The 16,330-nt window shown below is 46.0% G+C and carries 15 protein-coding genes; 6 read left to right on the forward strand and 9 right to left on the reverse strand.

Annotated features, from left to right (window positions below; all coding sequences use genetic code 11):
* Positions 1 to 81 precede the first annotated feature (81 nt).
* The gene (locus tag ACLVWR_RS04710) at positions 82 to 2,064 is read left to right on the forward strand and encodes a hypothetical protein (RefSeq protein WP_413582736.1); all 1,983 of its coding nucleotides are present in this window, start codon (positions 82 to 84) and stop codon (positions 2,062 to 2,064) included.
* Here ACLVWR_RS04710 and ACLVWR_RS04715 read toward each other — a convergent pair.
* The 4 genes from ACLVWR_RS04715 to ACLVWR_RS04730 form a co-directional block, all read right to left on the reverse strand.
* Positions 2,061 to 3,749, reverse strand: coding sequence for a protein adenylyltransferase SelO family protein (locus tag ACLVWR_RS04715; RefSeq protein WP_413582737.1), 1,689 nt, complete (start codon positions 3,747 to 3,749; stop codon positions 2,061 to 2,063). The two genes, ACLVWR_RS04710 and ACLVWR_RS04715, sit on opposite strands and share 4 nt — an antisense overlap.
* A 214-nt stretch (positions 3,750 to 3,963) precedes the next feature.
* Positions 3,964 to 4,335, reverse strand: coding sequence for a TraR/DksA family transcriptional regulator (locus ACLVWR_RS04720; protein ID WP_088615720.1), 372 nt, complete (start codon positions 4,333 to 4,335; stop codon positions 3,964 to 3,966).
* A gap of 383 nt (positions 4,336 to 4,718) precedes the next feature.
* Positions 4,719 to 5,069 (reverse strand): hypothetical protein, encoded by a 351-nt coding sequence (locus tag ACLVWR_RS04725; RefSeq protein ID WP_413582738.1) that lies wholly within the window; start codon positions 5,067 to 5,069, stop codon positions 4,719 to 4,721.
* A gap of 90 nt (positions 5,070 to 5,159) precedes the next feature.
* Positions 5,160 to 5,768: a TetR/AcrR family transcriptional regulator gene (locus ACLVWR_RS04730; protein WP_413582739.1), complete on the reverse strand. Its 609-nt coding sequence runs from the start codon at positions 5,766 to 5,768 to the stop codon at positions 5,160 to 5,162.
* Positions 5,769 to 5,965: 197 nt separating this feature from the next.
* On the opposite strand from ACLVWR_RS04730, the gene ACLVWR_RS04735 reads away from it, so the two are divergent.
* Positions 5,966 to 7,195, forward strand: coding sequence for a penicillin-binding transpeptidase domain-containing protein (locus tag ACLVWR_RS04735; protein WP_413582740.1), 1,230 nt, complete (start codon positions 5,966 to 5,968; stop codon positions 7,193 to 7,195).
* Positions 7,196 to 7,298: 103 nt separating this feature from the next.
* Here ACLVWR_RS04735 and ACLVWR_RS04740 read toward each other — a convergent pair whose 3' ends face one another.
* Both ACLVWR_RS04740 and ACLVWR_RS04745 read right to left on the reverse strand, forming a co-directional pair.
* Positions 7,299 to 7,898 (reverse strand): FxsA family protein, encoded by a 600-nt coding sequence (locus ACLVWR_RS04740; RefSeq protein WP_413582741.1) that lies wholly within the window; start codon positions 7,896 to 7,898, stop codon positions 7,299 to 7,301.
* Between the two features lie 14 nt (positions 7,899 to 7,912).
* A complete protein-coding gene (locus tag ACLVWR_RS04745) occupies positions 7,913 to 8,680 on the reverse strand; it encodes an exodeoxyribonuclease III (RefSeq protein ID WP_413582742.1) in 768 nt (255 codons plus the stop codon).
* A 64-nt stretch (positions 8,681 to 8,744) separates the two neighbouring features.
* On the opposite strand from ACLVWR_RS04745, the gene ACLVWR_RS04750 reads away from it, so the two are divergent.
* From ACLVWR_RS04750 to ACLVWR_RS04760, 3 genes are all read left to right on the forward strand, one after another.
* On the forward strand, positions 8,745 to 9,914 hold the full coding sequence (locus ACLVWR_RS04750) for a hypothetical protein (protein ID WP_413582743.1): 1,170 nt from the start codon (positions 8,745 to 8,747) through the stop codon (positions 9,912 to 9,914).
* A gap of 176 nt (positions 9,915 to 10,090) precedes the next feature.
* Positions 10,091 to 11,944 carry a hypothetical protein gene (locus tag ACLVWR_RS04755; protein WP_413582744.1) on the forward strand — a complete coding sequence of 618 codons (1,854 nt, stop codon included), beginning with the start codon at positions 10,091 to 10,093 and terminating at the stop codon, positions 11,942 to 11,944.
* Between the two features lie 2 nt (positions 11,945 to 11,946).
* Entirely contained in the window at positions 11,947 to 12,462 is a 516-nt protein-coding gene (locus ACLVWR_RS04760) for a hypothetical protein (RefSeq protein ID WP_413582745.1), read from the forward strand.
* A gap of 56 nt (positions 12,463 to 12,518) precedes the next feature.
* Here ACLVWR_RS04760 and ACLVWR_RS04765 read toward each other — a convergent pair whose 3' ends face one another.
* The 3 genes from ACLVWR_RS04765 to ACLVWR_RS04775 are packed head-to-tail and all read right to left on the reverse strand — an operon-like array spanning position 12,519 to position 15,172.
* On the reverse strand, positions 12,519 to 12,944 hold the full coding sequence (locus ACLVWR_RS04765; RefSeq protein ID WP_413582746.1) for a hypothetical protein: 426 nt from the start codon (positions 12,942 to 12,944) through the stop codon (positions 12,519 to 12,521).
* A gap of 27 nt (positions 12,945 to 12,971) precedes the next feature.
* Positions 12,972 to 13,616 (reverse strand): alpha/beta hydrolase, encoded by a 645-nt coding sequence (locus ACLVWR_RS04770; RefSeq protein ID WP_413582747.1) that lies wholly within the window; start codon positions 13,614 to 13,616, stop codon positions 12,972 to 12,974.
* The gene (locus ACLVWR_RS04775) at positions 13,616 to 15,172 is read right to left on the reverse strand and encodes a S41 family peptidase (protein ID WP_413582748.1); all 1,557 of its coding nucleotides are present in this window, start codon (positions 15,170 to 15,172) and stop codon (positions 13,616 to 13,618) included. Before ACLVWR_RS04775 ends, ACLVWR_RS04770 begins: the two co-directional genes overlap by 1 nt.
* Positions 15,173 to 15,361: 189 nt before the next feature.
* Here ACLVWR_RS04775 and rfaD point away from each other — a divergent pair, with 189 nt between their 5' ends.
* Positions 15,362 to 16,330 (forward strand): ADP-glyceromanno-heptose 6-epimerase, encoded by a 969-nt coding sequence (rfaD, locus tag ACLVWR_RS04780; RefSeq protein ID WP_413582749.1) that lies wholly within the window; start codon positions 15,362 to 15,364, stop codon positions 16,328 to 16,330.

Below are 16,330 nucleotides of genomic sequence, written 5' to 3' on the forward strand. Positions count from 1 at the left end.
AGTCCTAATCCTTATCCACGCTATTGCTCTGTCCCCTAGGCTTCTCTCATAATGTTAAGAAACAGCTAACCGGGACGTAGAATGAAAATTAGCATTAGCAGCTTGATTGTGATGGCGTTGGTTTCCTTTTCAATCAGCACATCAGCACAAACAAAGAAATCCACTAAAAAAAGCTCTGCAAAAACAACCGCAACAGAAAACGCAAAGCCCGCGAGCCCAGCTCCCGAAGCAACACCTGTTGCCGCACAACCATCGCCAACTGCGACTCCAGTTGCTGCTGAAACTCCGGCTGCTGAACCTAAGGAATCCGACGACTATACTCGGCCTTTGTTTTTTGCAGTCAGCGAGCCTGATGTAAAAATCAAAGCTCCGGTGATTGCCTACGATTTGAAATCCGACAAAGGCAACTCACTTAAAATCGCGGACTACGTCTTCAATAGCGACTCCCTGGCAGCTGACGTTGAAAACGGTCAGTTAAAAGTCACTTGGGATACGACCATCATGCAATCTGGTGATCTGTCGATCATCGACAGTTTTGGTAAAGAACTTTGGAAAACCAAAGTGGACAAGTCCGGTGACTGGAAATTCGATCTTAAGAGCGAAAAAGGCCCTCAGTGGCAATCTGGAAATAACTTTCGCTTCTGTCTGCGCTCTGAAATCGAAAAAGGTTTCACGGCAATGTGTACTCAGAACTACGGTATCGAGATCAAAGGCGACGAAATCATCCTGGATTACGTAAAATCTGATGCCACTCCGCGAATTATTGCCTTAAATGAAGAGCGCAAAAACCTGAAAGACAATCTGGAAGTCGCCATTGGCGCCCCGGTGGGCTTCCTGGCAACTCTGAAATCGGGTGCCACGTACGAATTCATGTCTGAACCTATTCAACCCGACCTGCGCGACTTCATCGAAAGCACAAACAAGGATGCCATCACCTTTAAAGGTGCCCTGCCTGCTCCGGTTGGTGATTCCAAAGTCACTCCAAGAATCATCTATGGAGCTATCACCAAAACTCTGGGTTTTCAAAAAACCATCGCAGAGCCAAGTGATCTTTGGGAGATGGACGTGGCACTGAAAAATCCACGACTTCATTTTGCCGGAAAATACGGCGGTGTTTTCACTTATGAATTGGAAATTAAAAACTATCCAAAACAGAAGGATCGTCTTTTCGCTCATAAAGACGTCCTGCAAGGCACTTACAGCACCAAGGATCAAATGAAGATCAAGGTGAACAAGGACGCCAAGGTTGAAGGCTTGGAGCCCTTGGATGAAAAAGACAAGGATTCTGATCTCCGCAACTGGAAGTTCTCGGCCGATCAAAAATACCAATTGAATAAACCGCAACTTTTGGTTTCAGAAGGCGAACAATCCAAAACTGAACCGCACAAAGCTTATATTGAAGTTTACCGCGGTGGTGCAGGTGAAGCGAGCTTGCGACTGAGTGGTATTTCCACAACTCAAGGCGGCTCCACCTTCGTTGGCGAAGTCCACCTGCAATACTGGTTCAATGATTTGTTTGATTGGCAAAATCGCTATCTATCAAAACAACGTTGGGGTGTATCTGCCAAGTACTTCACATCCCTGGCTGACGTGACTGCGACCAAAGAAAACGATGAGACTGAAAAGGTATCTCTTAATTCCACTGAGGTCGACCTTCGCTACAGATTCTCGCAAGGTTTGTGGGAGCGCGACGAGACTGTCGGAGCCATCTTTGCCTACGAAGCGCTGACGATTGGCGAACAAAAGGCAAATAAGATGGGAGCCGGTCTATTCTGGGCTCGTTCGATGCCGAAGGCTTTCGACGATCTTTTAAACTACATCCCGTTCATGAAGTATCCAAAATTCGTGGATATGGAATACATCCAATTCTTTGGTTCCACCGACAGTGGCACCAAAATGGGTAATGACTTCTTGTTGAACTTCCACGGAAAAGTTTTGTGGACCAATAATTTCTTCGGTGAGCTTGGTTTTGGTGTGAAGAAATATGATTTCACCAATGCCGACGAATCCGGTGCGACTCTGTCGACATTCTATGGAACTGTTGGCTTGGGTGTTAACTTCTAAAAGAATACTTTCTCACAGCGAACGGCAACTGCTGTGGATTTTTTTAAGCCCGACATCATTCTGTATCCCTCGGGCTGCGCTGTTCGCTCCAACAGATCATCCACAAGGTCGTTAACTGAATCCATGGCGACTTTTGAAATTTCGACGTAACTTTTCTTTTTCTCGATCATTTCTGTGATGACTTTCTCTTTTTGAAAGAACAGATCGTCAGTCGGAACCTCACGAACGCTGGCATTCGCCTTCTGATTGCGAAGATACAATTCGCGCCATTCGTCTTTGCTCAAATCGAGTGAGCGAATGATATAGGCAGCAGTGTCTTTAAAATCACGATACAAATAACTGCGATCCGAATTCATCCAAGGGCGCTTGACCGGAGTCAGCTTGTTAAGGTCTCCTCCCTCCGAAAGATGAGCCAGGATATTTTTAAAAATCTGTCTGACATCAATGGCTGCGGGCTTAATCTCCTGCCCCGCCAGGGTCGTTTTAGTATTTGCAGACTCTTCGTACAATCTGAAGACATCCAAATAAAAACGAGATCTAATTTCGGGACCAATTTTAGCCATCTGCATTTCATTCAGACCCAAACGCCCCAGCCACAGCTTTGTCAGTGTCTCTTTATAGGTATCATCAAACAGTCGATCTCCCATTGCCGAGATTGTCGGATACTGTTCTCTGGCGATCACACCGGTTGAAAGCAGAAAGTCCAAATTATTTCTGATATAGGAGCGCATTTGCTCCTTTTGCTTCCTGTGGAACATTCGATTGAACAAATAGCTGTACTCGCCATGATTCGCATCAAGGTAGCGGAAGGTACCCATATCAATGGTCGACCCGCGAAGTGAACGATTGCCCAGCGTGGGGCTACCATGTACTGCATGCAGGTCGTACATACGAGCCGCTTCCTCCGACAAATTCAAAGTGAACTGACGGAAGTACTCCACGGGGTCTTTAACTCGAAATTCACGATCCATGATATAATTGAAAAACTTCTTTTGATTTGAAATGTTATCACTATGATAGGCCAGATGAGCAACACGGAATTGATCGCCAGCACGCAGAGTGATGGTGGCATTTTCCATTTTTCCGGTATACTTGTTCTCTTTTTGCAGTGGAATCTCGATCACCGCCAAATCGACAGTGCTATCCAGCCCATTTTTAAAATTCGCCTCGCTGTGAACAAAGCTGTGGACCGCTTCGCCTACGGCCTGCAAGCCATCCTTATGACCCGATTCAGGGTGATTTGTCCAAGCCAGAGGAGTGACACCGATTCCTTTAAGTACAAAATCAACGGATCCATTACCTAATTTGCTTTCACCGGTCCAAACAGCACGGCCATCGCCATTTGCCTCACCAGGGCCTTTTCTGCCAGAGTCCTGATAGTAAGTGGCCATCATGTGTTTCGTTGGATTTTCTGGATTCACGAAAAGAGCAAAGTTATCCAGGATAACTTTCTCAAGGACCGCAGGATCCGCGGGAACTTCAAGGCCCAATCTCTTTGCGGCATCCGCATTGAACAAAATCAAACGCGCCCCCTGGATTGGTGCCACTGGAACATCAACATAAAATTCTTTTCCAAGGCTTCTTAGCGAGTGCTGGGAGTTTGCGATCTCTGACCATTCCGCTGCGCCCGCAAGGGACACCAACAGCAGAACCAACGAAAACAACAGTGATCTGAAATGTTTCATTTTGAGACGCATGGTGAATATCTCCTTCACGAAGATATTTACAGCAAGGTTAGTGCCTGATTTTCAGGGAAGTGGAGTCAACCCGTTCGATTACAGGGTCAATTTGCTCGGGAATGACGTTTTTCGGTGACACTAGCAGCCCTTAAAATACGAAAGGGAATAAGGCATAGCCCCACTCCCTTTCAATCCCCTCTAGATATCTAATTCAATGCTCTTAACCGCGAGCGTAGCGTTTGTTCACTGACTCGCGAATCTCAGCACCTTCGATGCTTAGACGAGTCCAAGGAATTGCGCGCAGACGTTCTGGCTCAATTTCCTCTTCAGTTTCTTCGCAGAAACCGAAAGAACCGTTTTCGATACGTGCCAGAGCCGATTCGATTTCCATTAGCTGCGAACGAAGTCTTTCGTGCATGCTAAGGAATTCTTGTTCAGCAAGAACGCGAACTGTTTGATCGCCTTCGTCGCCGCCCTTTTCCTCGTTCTGGTCCAAATTCAATCGAGCTTCTTTAACCCTGTTCAGGATGTCCTGCTTCGATTGCAAAAGTCGCTGTCTGCATTCGCCGACCAACTTTTCAGAGATAGCCATACTGCCCCCCTCGTTCCATCGAGACTTGAGTGCCAATTTGGAACTGAACTATTAAGTTCCAGCCCTGTATTTTTTGCAAGCAAAAAATCTTACATCAACTTACAGCTATACAACTCATTGATAATACTACTATTTCAATGTTTGTGGACAATGATGCGACTATGCTAAATACCCGGTTTTCCGGACATCATGACATCTTCTTTCACATCATGCTGAGCGTTAAATTATACACCTGGGACTTTTAAAAGGAAATAGAGCTGCTTTTCAAACGCAATGGATTCTCGGATTGAGATATTGATCGGACGATTTTAACGAAAGGCGACCTACTAGACTTCGGTCGCCCTCGAGCCCCCTCTGCTATAGGGCTAGCTCCCCCGAGCCGCCTATAGACACTCAGAAACACGATTTAGAAGGTCCTCGGTGCCTAGCTGAAGCTTTTCAGCCATGCGCTTGCCCTGCACCCCACGTGTGCGAAAGGCCTTCGCCGAGGATTTCATGTCTCTGGTGATTGATTTCTTAGAGGATTGACCCGAAGCACCCGTCAAATTGTCGGAGTACTCTTCCAGGGTCGATGCGAAGGTTTCGTGATTGCTCACAAGGCTGTTCATGATCTGCGCCTGAGCCGCCTGCATTGCGATGAGCTCGGCCTTTAAAGCCGTGCATTTTTCTGAATTGGTATTCGCAGAAGCAGTTGCCGTCAGTAAGAACAAAAACGCAGTGATCATTGCCTTCATGAAGAAACCTTTCGTGTTGATAGATTTCCTATAAGCAATGACTCTGCCACCTCTACTCGATTTTACAGAGGGGAGAGGTGACAAAAACGGCTAGGACTTGAGAATTTTTTCAAACTCGTCTTTTGTGTCGCCAGCTGTGTAAGGGTACAGAAGACGCGTTACGTGGCGCTTTCCGCGCTCAATCGTGCGGCGACCTGGTTGGCGCTCCGCTGATTCAAAGAACTGCAGGAAGGTCGTCGACATTGCCAACAAAGACTCTGCCACGTACTGCATTTCGTGAACGTCGTTGATTTTGACCATCTTGCCTTCACGAACCCATTGACGGTACAGGATCACCATTAATTTCATCATTTTTTGAATGTGGGCTCTCCACATCTTGGCCAGCTCAAGATCCTTGCGGCGAAGCGCATACATCTCGCGATGGAAAAAACGATAGCGCCAGTAAAGATCGAAATTGTCGTTGATGAAATCCTGAGGAATGACTTTCTTAACGCGGCGAGGACGCCATACATCGTAAGTCTCTTTGCACATACGAGTGAAAAGCTCGACCAGAATTTCTTCCTTGTTGTCATAGTGGAAATAAAGATTTCCAGGGCTGATATCCATGGCTTTCGCGATGTGATTGGTTGTCACAGCGACAACACCACTGCGATTAAAGAGTTCTATGGAGGTAACGAGGATGCGTTCTTTAGTCTTCATGGACTTAAGTCTTTAGTCCAAATTATTGCGCGAGTCACGTCATAACCCTTAAAAGTCGCACTCTGAGCCAGTTTCAAGTGACTTCTTCTGAGAATGGCCTTGAAACTGACAAAAATATGGTGCTACGATTAAAAGATATGCGATCTAATAGAAAACCTAACTTGTTAAAACTATTCGTATTTTCAGGCGTTTGTGGAGTGGCACTCTATTCTCTGATGGGCTTCACGGCCTCTGCCACACCCGAAGCAAAGGCTGAAAAACAACTTCAATCACAAATCGAACAGCGCGCACAAATTGCGCATGCGCTGAATGATAAAATTAAAAACAACGAATTGCCCACTCAGTTGAAATTGAATTGGGATGGCGATGACGAGCAGTTTGCGGTCAATTACACGATCGACACTTCATTGCAACAAGAAGCAGACCGCCTGCTGAAAGCCTACAAGCCTGATTACGGCGCGATCTTCATGATCGATGCCACGACTGGTGAGGTTTTGGCGATGTCGAGTTTTCAACGCGACAACCCAACTGGAAACAATTTGAATCTTCAGGCAACGTTCCCAGCAGCTTCCGTTTTCAAAGTGGTAACTGCAACAGCAGCGGTGGATAAAGCCGGCATCGAGCCAGAACACAAGATTCACTACAACGGCGGCGCTTACACGCTTTACAAAAAGAACGTGCTTTCTGATCGCGTGACTCGTTGGACCAATGTGATTTCTTTGAGAGACGCTTTTGCGCGCTCCATCAATACAGCCTTTGGCCGTTTGAGCATCGAAAATCTTCATCCAGAAGATTTGAATGAATACTCTAATCGCTTCATGTTTAACCAAGAGATCGCTGCCGACTTCCCTGTGGATATGGGCGTTGCCTACATTCCACCAGGCAAAGGCTTCGAAATGGCTGAAGCTGCTTCTGGTTACAACAAGCTAAATCGCATGAGCCCTGTGCAAGGCGCGATGATCGCAGCATCTGTTGCGAATGATGGTAAAGTTGTTGTTCCTTACATCGTGAACTCGATGCAGGACAAAGAGGGCAAAACTGTTTATCAAGGTCACACGATGGAAAAAGGCATGACGATGACTAAAGAGTCTGCCGTTAAAGTTCGTGAATTGATGGAACAAACTGTATTGGCCGGAACTTCCCGCAGATCTTTCCGTCCAATCACTAAAGATCGCAAATACAAAGAAATCGAAATGGGTGGCAAGACTGGTCACTTAACGGGAGACAACCCTAAGGGCCGCGTTGATTGGTTCGTAGGTTACGCTTTGGAAGAGAACAGAAAGATCGCAGTCGCTGCTATCACTGTTAACAAAAAATTCTGGACAGTAAAATCCGCGCACTTGGGTCAAAGCATGTTTAGAAAATACTTTGCTCCGGTGATCGCCGCACAAAACACAAAGCGCAGCATCACCTCTGTCGACAACTAGTTCGCCCCAGAGGTACGGACACACTTTCTCCAAGAAATAAAAAAGGCTGGATGATCTCCAGCCTTTTTTTTAACGATCCCTACGACTAAAAGTAAGTCCGTACCTACTCGTCTTTCTTCTTTTGTTCGTGCGTGATTTCCAAAGGCGTGACATCCAAAACCTCAACGTCGGTCAACTCACGCTCCTGAGCCGCATCCTCATGCGTTTCTCTAAAGCCACTGCCATCGTTGCGGAACTCATAATACTGAAAGCCACCAGGGCCGCCTGCTTGTGGACCACCGCCGCCCATTCCGCCAAACCCACCGAAGCCAAAGGGTCCCGCACCGAAATTAAAGACACGCGCCGAACCGCTGGCCATTTTCTTGGCCATGTACAGCTTGAATCTCCACACCGCCAAGTGACGAAGCCCCGGCAGCAGCAGCACGATTGCGAGCAATCGCGTAAAGAACGTCGGCACTAGCAACGCCAACCCGGCGATAAAGATCGCTCCGGAATGCAAGAGCTTGCTTGCCGGCAACTGACCACGTGAAACCGTGGATTGAAGGGTCATCATCGCCATACGCCCCACCGTATTCACAATCAGGAAACCCAACAGACACGGCAGAAAGTAAAACATCATTGTGTTAAAAAACCCGAAGAAACGAACCGAGGTAAAGAAAATAACAATTTCTGCAATCACCCAGGGAAGAGGAATCACGAACATAACTTAGTCCTTTTTTAAAATTCCAAAGTCGCAACCACTGGGCAGTGATCGGAACCTTCAACTTGATCCAGAATATCTGCCGAAACCAGATTTTTCTCCAGACCTTTCGAGATACAAATATAATCAATTCTCCAACCATTGTTTTTTGGACGAGCCATTTCCTGGTAAGACCACCAAGAGTAACGATTCGCCTCGTTCGGCTTGAAGTAACGGAACGTATCGATAAAGCCCAGATTCAAAAATGAATCAAACCACGCGCGCTCTTCAGGAAAGAATCCACTGACTTTGCTTAAACGAATCGGATCAAAAACATCGATATCATCATGCGCGACATTGTAATCACCAACGACCACAATCTGTCTGCCGGTTGCCAGCTTTTCTTTCAAGTGAACATTCAGGTCCTTCAAAAACTGCTGTTTGAAACCATGACGTTCCTCACCGGAACCACCATTTGGGAAATAAATATTATACAAATCAAAGTGGGCATGCTCGGTCATCACGATGCGCCCTTCGGAATCATAAGCTTCAATGCCTATTCCGTGTTTCACGGACTTCGGCTCGTTCACCAAGAACGTGGCAACACCTGAGTAGCCTTTTTTGACAGCGGAAGACCAATAAGCATGAGGACGATGCAACTGACGCGCCTCCAACTCCACCTGATCAATGTGAGCTTTGGTTTCCTGGACACAGAAGATATCGGGGTTTTCGCTCTTAACGAAATCCACCAGGCCCTTTTTATGGCAGGCTCTGATCCCATTTACATTCCATGAAATGATTTTCACAGTTTCTCCTTGTCTTTCACTCGCAAAGCGCTATCAATGTGGTAGTTTTGTAGCAGGAGTCAAGGTGAGCTTAAAGGACAAATTCATTGCGCAAATTAAAAAATCTTTCCCAGATCTCAATAAAGAGCAGCTGGAGAGTATTGTTGCAGATAATTTACTCTCGCCCTTTCATGTCGAGCTGCCTTCCTCCGTTCTGAAACAAGCGCAGCAGATTATTTCAACTTTTTTTAACTTACGGGAAAAGAAATCCTATCAGCAGCACTACCAGGATCTTGCGGCCCTCAAAGGATTCAAAGATCCCGGCAACAAGTCCATCATGATGAGCTACGATTTTCACCTGGATGAAAATCAACAACTGAAACTGATCGAAGTAAATACCAACGCCTCTTTCCTGGCTTTGGGCCACGAAATGTACAAAGCCCTGGAGCTGCCTTTGCCGGTAGCGGATTTTTCCTGGGATGAGATTCGCACGGATATTCTGAAAGAACTGACTCTGCAGGGCCAAGCGCCCGCGTCCGGTCCATTGAAGGTCGCCATCACCGATGAAAATCCATCAGAACAAAAACTGTTCGCGGAATTTCTGGTTTACAATGAACTTTTTAAATCCTTTGGCTGGGATTCACGAATTTTGGATTACCGCGAGTTATTCAACAACTTCGATCCGCAGTTCATTTACAATCGCTACACTGATTTCTTTTTGACCGAAGACTCCAGCCAGGTTCTTAAAAGCAAGTTCGTTGGCGGGGATGTATGTCTTTCCCCAAATCCCTACGAATACCTTTTGCTTGCCGACAAACAAAGATTGATCGAGTGGAGCCAACCAGGCTTCTTTGAAGCGCATGGATTAAGTGATTCAGAAATTCAAACTTTGCGAAATGCCGTGCCTAAATCCTACGACATGAGCCACGCCAATCCCGAGGAAGTCTGGAGCATGCGTAAGAATTTATTCTTTAAACCAAAGAACGCCTATGGCTCCAAACAAAGCTACAAAGGTCAATCCATCAGCCGCAAAACCTTTGAATCCCTGCTATCCCCTGACATCATTGCCATGGAATACGTGCCAGCACCGGAAATCCCGTTCCAAACCCCAGAGGGCGAGCAGAAATTTAAATACGATTTGCGCTGTTACGCTTATCAGGGGCGCTTACAAATGGTCGTTGCAAGAATCTATCAGGGACAAGTCACAAACCTTAGAACGCCCTATGGTGGCTTCGCTGGCGCCGTCTTCAAATAAGACACCCCATACTTCAAAACAAAATAAACACGGCTTTGGTTTGTGAAAGGTCCTAAAAGGACTTTTACGTCCAGTCCAGTAGGACTTTTGCTCTTTTTAGGGCTTAATATTAAAGTACAGCCAGAACGGCGACAATTTTAGTGAATCTCATTTTTCTGCTAGGAGTGTGGAAGAAGATGACGGTTAAGCACAACGGCGCTAAAAAGTTAGCTCAAGAAAGCTTCTATTCCTCATTCGATCAACTGAATGGTGTACATCCCTGGATGGAAGCGGTTCAAGATGGCTTTATCGCTTATCGCGTTCGTCAGCTGAACACCGGCAAAATCGCCTACTTCAATTTTATCCTGGCAAAAGAAATGGGCCTGATACCGCCAGATCATCCGGAAACAATGACCGATGAACTGGAAGACAAACTGATCGAAACTTTCTCCATTCAAATCATTAATGAATACGATGAGCTTTCAAATCGTCGCATCGATCCCACGACCATCCGTCCCCACAAATACATGGCTACACGCTATCTGCAATTGCAACACGCCAACAAGCAGGGAAAAACTTCTGGTGACGGCCGTGGCATTTGGAATGGAACTGTTTACCATCGTGGAATGACCTGGGATGTATCCAGTCGCGGTACAGGCGTGACCCGCCTGTCTCCTGGGGCTGTCCAGGCAAATCGTCCATTGAAAACCGGTGGCACTGAGTTCGGCTATGGATGTGGTCTGGCTGAAATAGACGAACTTTTCGGCGCTTCAATTCTGGCCGAGATCATGCACTTGCAAGGTATTAACACAGAACGTGTCCTTTGCATCGTCGACCTTGGAAAAGGTTACGGAATCGGTGTTCGCGCTGCCACAAACCTGATTCGCCCGGCCCATTTGTTTTTGTATTTAAAGCAAGAGCGCATTCAGGAACTGAAAGCCGCAACGGACTACTTTATTGATCGCCAGGTTTCCAACAAGGCCTGGAACATCAAGGCCCGCGGCAATGCAAAGTACGATGAAATGCTTGAGCAGGTCTGTAAATCCTTCGCCGGATTTGCTGCTCAACTGGATACCGACTATATCTTTGCCTGGCTTGATTGGGATGGTGACAACGTCCTGGCTGACGCTGGAATCATTGACTACGGAAGCGTTCGCCAATTCGGAATCCGTCACGACAAATATCGTTATGATGACGTGGAAAGATTCTCGACAAATCTGAATGAACAAAAAGCCAAAGCGAAATTGATTGTTCAGGTCTTTACCCAAATGGCCGACTATCTGCAAACTGGAAAAAAGAAGTCCCTGCGCACTTTCGCAAATCATCCAATAGTTGAAAAATTCAATTCACATTTTGATCAGGCCCGCGCTCACCGCATTCTGTATCGCATGGGATTCAATGAAACCCAGCGTGAAAACATTTTTGCAAACAAAGGTCTTTTTGAAAACTTTGACAAGGAGTTCTCATTCTTTGAGCGTGCGAAAATCAGTGGCACCACTGAAAAGGTCGCCGACGGTGTGAATCACGCGGCCCTGTTCAATATGCGCACTATCATGCGTGAGTTGCCACAAATTCTGGCAAAAAGTCCCCTGCCTTTTGAAAAGCGCTTTATGCTGGAGAATGATTTCTTTAAACACATTCTTTCAAGCTTCGCCAAAACCCGTGATGCTCGTTTGAGTGAAAAGCACAGAAGACATATTGTCTCCTTCCAGTCCGCTTATCGTGACTTGATCACAGTAGCTGCGGGCAAAAGCAAACCGGAACATATCCTTAAAGGTATCTGCGACCGAGCAGATGTTTTGAATTCAGACAAACGCATCACCGGAAATGCCTTGATTGAAATGGTGGATGCGATTATCAATGAGAAGAAGCGCGGACTTTCGATGACTCAGATTCAAAGAATCATCGATCGTCTGGTTTTTGAAAACAGCGGAGTTCCAGAAAGTCCGGTCAGCCGTTTTTATAAAGAAAAAGAAAAAACGGGTGCGGTAAAAATGGACCTTTACGCCAAACTTCTCAGCCTTGTGGAAGAGAACAAAGAAAGCATCTAGTTATGACAGCAAAAGTTTTGGTATTTTCAGTTGCGGCAGGTCTACTTGTCCTTTCCGGTTGCGTGAGCAAAGGAACAATCAAGGACTCCCCACGTCTTGAATCCACAAAGGTTATCGTTCCTCCAATGGAAAGATTAAATCCTCGCGAAATGTCCTTGAACATCGTGGACAACCGCGCCCCTGAGTTCAGAAATCACACGGCTGAAATCACGGCTGAGGTGACTCGTGTTTTGACTTTGGCTTTGGGCCGACAAAATATCGCATTGAAATCCAATGCAGCTAACCAACTTACTTTGACTATTCAGGATTATAAAACAGCGGAATTCCAGGAAGGCTGTGTTCTTTTGACTGGCTCTCTGGACATTCCAAAAAAAGGCAAAGCCAATGCTTCTTCCAATAGCTGCATGGAGTTTAAATCCTTCGGTCGCAAAGTGGGATCTGATATCGCTGCCGCCTACGAAAACGCTCTCTCTGAAGTCTTTAAGGGTCTGAATTCCGGCTTGGAACAAATGCCGTAGTTAGATAAGCGAAAGGGCCCTCACGGGGCCCTTTTTTTGGTTTTTGGCTTTACAGCCTATCTGCATTTAAGATCTGTGAACTGATAAGTGTTGTATTCATTCGGAACTTCAATACCCATTGAAGCCCAAGGATTGAAATACGTACCGGATGCAGTACCGGCAGGTAAATTGATTGTTACATTAAGCTCAGGTCCGTTGCCGTAACCACTACCAATACAAAAAACAGTATTAGTGGATGCACGTTTGCACCAAGAAATACCTTCATCGTGTCCGTAGGTTTCATCACCAATTTTAGCAATGTGCGCAACTTTATAAACCTCGCCACCATTCACGTTGAAGTCCAAAACAATGGACTCAGTCTTTTTAAAGATAGAACCCTGAATTGTTGCCGTACCTTCGCAATGAATGTGTCTATATTCTTTTTCGCTTGCCTGAGCAGCTCCTGCTAATAATACCAAAACAGATACCAATAGTGTTTTCACAAGAACTCCAATAGTTACTTTCTAAATTTAATTTTTAGTCAAAGTTGAAAGCTGGTTACGCACCCATTTACGAATCATCGGGTACTCCTCTTCTTCCAACGTGTGTTTCTTGTCCATCTCAATCCATTCGACCTTAAGGCCGGCGGACTTCAACTTATCCACACCGTACTTAGTCTCAGGCAACGGAAGAACATCGTCAGCATGCCCGTGTGTGAACAACCACGGCGTCTTTTTGGAATCCACCGCCAGATTGTTCTTCCAACGGGGATAAAAATTAAAGTATCCACTGATACCAACAACTCCACCCAATTGTTTTGGATAGTTCAAACCCACATCAGCACTGATCAAACAACCTTGGGAGAAACCAAAGAAGAAGATATTTTCACTCTTCCATCCTTGCTGCTCTAAATCGTTTAACAGACTGAAAAGCTTTTCGCGGATTTTCAAAACACCATTGGCTTGAAAAGGAGGCTCCCCATACCAGGTATATCCGGTCATGAATTTACGAGGCGCATTCAACAACAGGTAGTTCATCTCCGGAATATTCAGTTCATTATCGAATGAACGAAATGGACGAATACTGTCGCCGCGCCCATGCAACACGATCATCAAATAGTCTGATTTCTTTTTTGCCGGAATGAATTTGTGTTTGAATAGATCGGTAGTAATCATTAATTCACCCCAGCAATAGCTTTAGAACAGAATAAAATTTGACGGGCCTTATTCAGCTGAACATCTTCGTTCGCCATACCGTCTTCTGTGTCCAAGCAGTCCTTGCTGGAGATCAAACTTTTCAAGGAACGCACATTGCGTTCTGGGGCCATCAATGGATTTACAAACTGATCTTCCTCGCGGTCCATGGAGATATGGTCGAAATTAATAGCCACATCAGGCTCCAAGCCTTTCATTTGCGGCGAACGACCCGATGGAAGATAGTAGAATCCCTTGGTTTCAAATAATGCGATTTTTTTATTCTGAGTCCAATACTCGCCCTCTTGGAAAGACCCTTTACCAAAAGTTCTTTCACCAACTAGAACAGCGCGATTCAAATCACGCAAGGCACCTGCCACGATTTCCGCAGCACTGGCTGATCCCGCGTTAATAAGGACAGCCACGGGTTTATCAAAAACCTTGGACTCACCACCGTAATAGATTTCGGATCTTTTTGCTGGATCCAGGTAACGGATATCGAAAATCTTTTTATTGGCACCGACAAAAAGGCTCGCGATACATGCAGCCTCTTCCATTTGTCCGCCTGGATTGTCACGCAGGTCGAATAGCAATCCACGAACCTGCGCTTTATTAACGACATCCAAAGCGACCTTCATTTTGTCGCAGGAACCTTTGGCGAACTTATTTAGCCCGATAACCGCGATAGGCTTGATGCCGTCAATCACCTGAGTCGTCAGCGTCGCCACAACCACTTCGCTGCGCTGAAGTTTTTTGCGGATTCTTTCCCCGTTACGGGAAACCAAAATCGTGACTTTGCTGCCTTCATTGCCTTTTAGAAGCTCATTCACACGAGCTTGCAACAATGCTTGCACCGGCTTGCCGTCGATTTTCAAAATGATATCACCGCGCTTCAATCCTGCGCGATCCGCGGCACTGCCCACCAGAACTTTGCGAATAACATAAGCTCCATCGGCGCGACCGACTTGCACCCCTGCCGTCGTTAAACGATTGTCAGCACGGGAAACGACTTCCTTAAACATGGCCACCGGCATCAGGTAAGTATGGGGATCACGAAAAATCGAAATAAATCCATTCAGACCGACGCCCACCATCAATGAGCTTTGATTTTCGGGAATGTGATTTTCTTTTAGATCCTTCCAGACATTCATGAAGGAGAACTTTGTCGCCACTTCTGTTTGTTCGGTGAAAAACTGCTTCCAAATGGCAATTTGCTTTTTCTCTGTGGAGAAATCCTGGGATAGACCTTCACTGACCAGATGGATATTTCCATTAGTTTCAACAGTCAGATTAAAACGATTGGCGACAGAAACCACGGCATTGGCACAGGCCAAAAAGTAACGCTCAGAGCTAGCACAAGTGTCAGGCCCTAGAAGGTCTTCCAAAGACTCTGCTTGCAAACCCGTCTCAGCCCAATAGCTATCCACAGATTTAACTGGAGCAACAGCGGGCGACTGGAGACGCGACCAGTACAGACTGCCCCCTAGGACAGCCACGCTCAATGATGCAAATAAGAATCTACGTGTACTCAATAACACCCCATGCCTCCCGACAAGGTCTCCACCTGTGTGTTCCACCGATGATCCTCAAAGCAACGTCCATGCCTGCTCAGCTCCAATTGGTTGCATTATAGGGGGTGTTTTTTGAACTAATTGCAGGTTTGGACAGAGCTTCCACAGGGGCTTTTTCTTGTGTATCCCGAAGGGCTGTAATAGGGTGAAAACACTATGATTATTGTAACAGGCGCAAACGGTTTTATTGGCAGCGTGATGGTGTGGCAACTCAATGAAAAAGGGTTCTCTGACATCATTGCCGTGGACACAGTTGATCTTCAAAAACGCAATCTTCTGCGTAAACGTGTTTATTCCAAATTTCTTCACAAAGACGATCTTTGGAATTTCCTTGAAACACCTGAAGCCAAATCCAAAGTGACCTGGATTGTTCATATGGGGGCTTGTTCCTCCACCACAGAAACCAACAAGGACTTCTTGTGGGAAAACAACACCAACTACACTCAACGTATTTTTGAATGGTGTGCCCAAAACGGCAAAAGCATGATTTACGCTTCAAGTGCTGCCACCTATGGCGCTGGCGAATTGGGTTTTGATGACACCACAGATCCTGAAACTTTGAAGCCGTTGAACCTGTATGGCGAATCCAAAGTGTTGTTTGATCGCTGGGCTTTGAAGCAGAAAAAGACACCACCGCATTGGTATGGTCTTAAGTTCTTCAACGTGTTCGGTCCCAACGAATACGAAAAAGAAGGCATGGCAAGCATCGTCTACAAGGCTTACAACCAAATCAAAACCACTGGCACATTGGGATTATTCAAATCCGCAAATCCAGAATACAAAGATGGCGAATTCATGCGCGACTTTGTTTATGTGAAAGATGTGACCGGCTGGATGGCAGAGCTTATGGAGAAAAAACCGACTAACGGTATTTACAACATGGGCTTCGGCAAACCTCGCACCTGGTTGGATTTGGCGAAAGCGACTTTTACAGCCATGGGCAAAGAGATGAAAATCAACTGGATTGAAATGCCCGAAAACATCCGTGGCCAGTATCAGTACTACACTGAAGCAAAAACAGATAAGTGGAATCAATCCGGTATGAGTTTGCCAAAATGGCCGCTTGAAAAAGCCGTCGATGATTACGTTAAGAATTACCTCAGCAAAGAAGACCCATTGTTATAA

Origin of the sequence: Bdellovibrio sp. HCB288, assembly GCF_047305935.1 — a bacterium.
Lineage (GTDB): Bacteria > Bdellovibrionota > Bdellovibrionia > Bdellovibrionales > Bdellovibrionaceae > Bdellovibrio.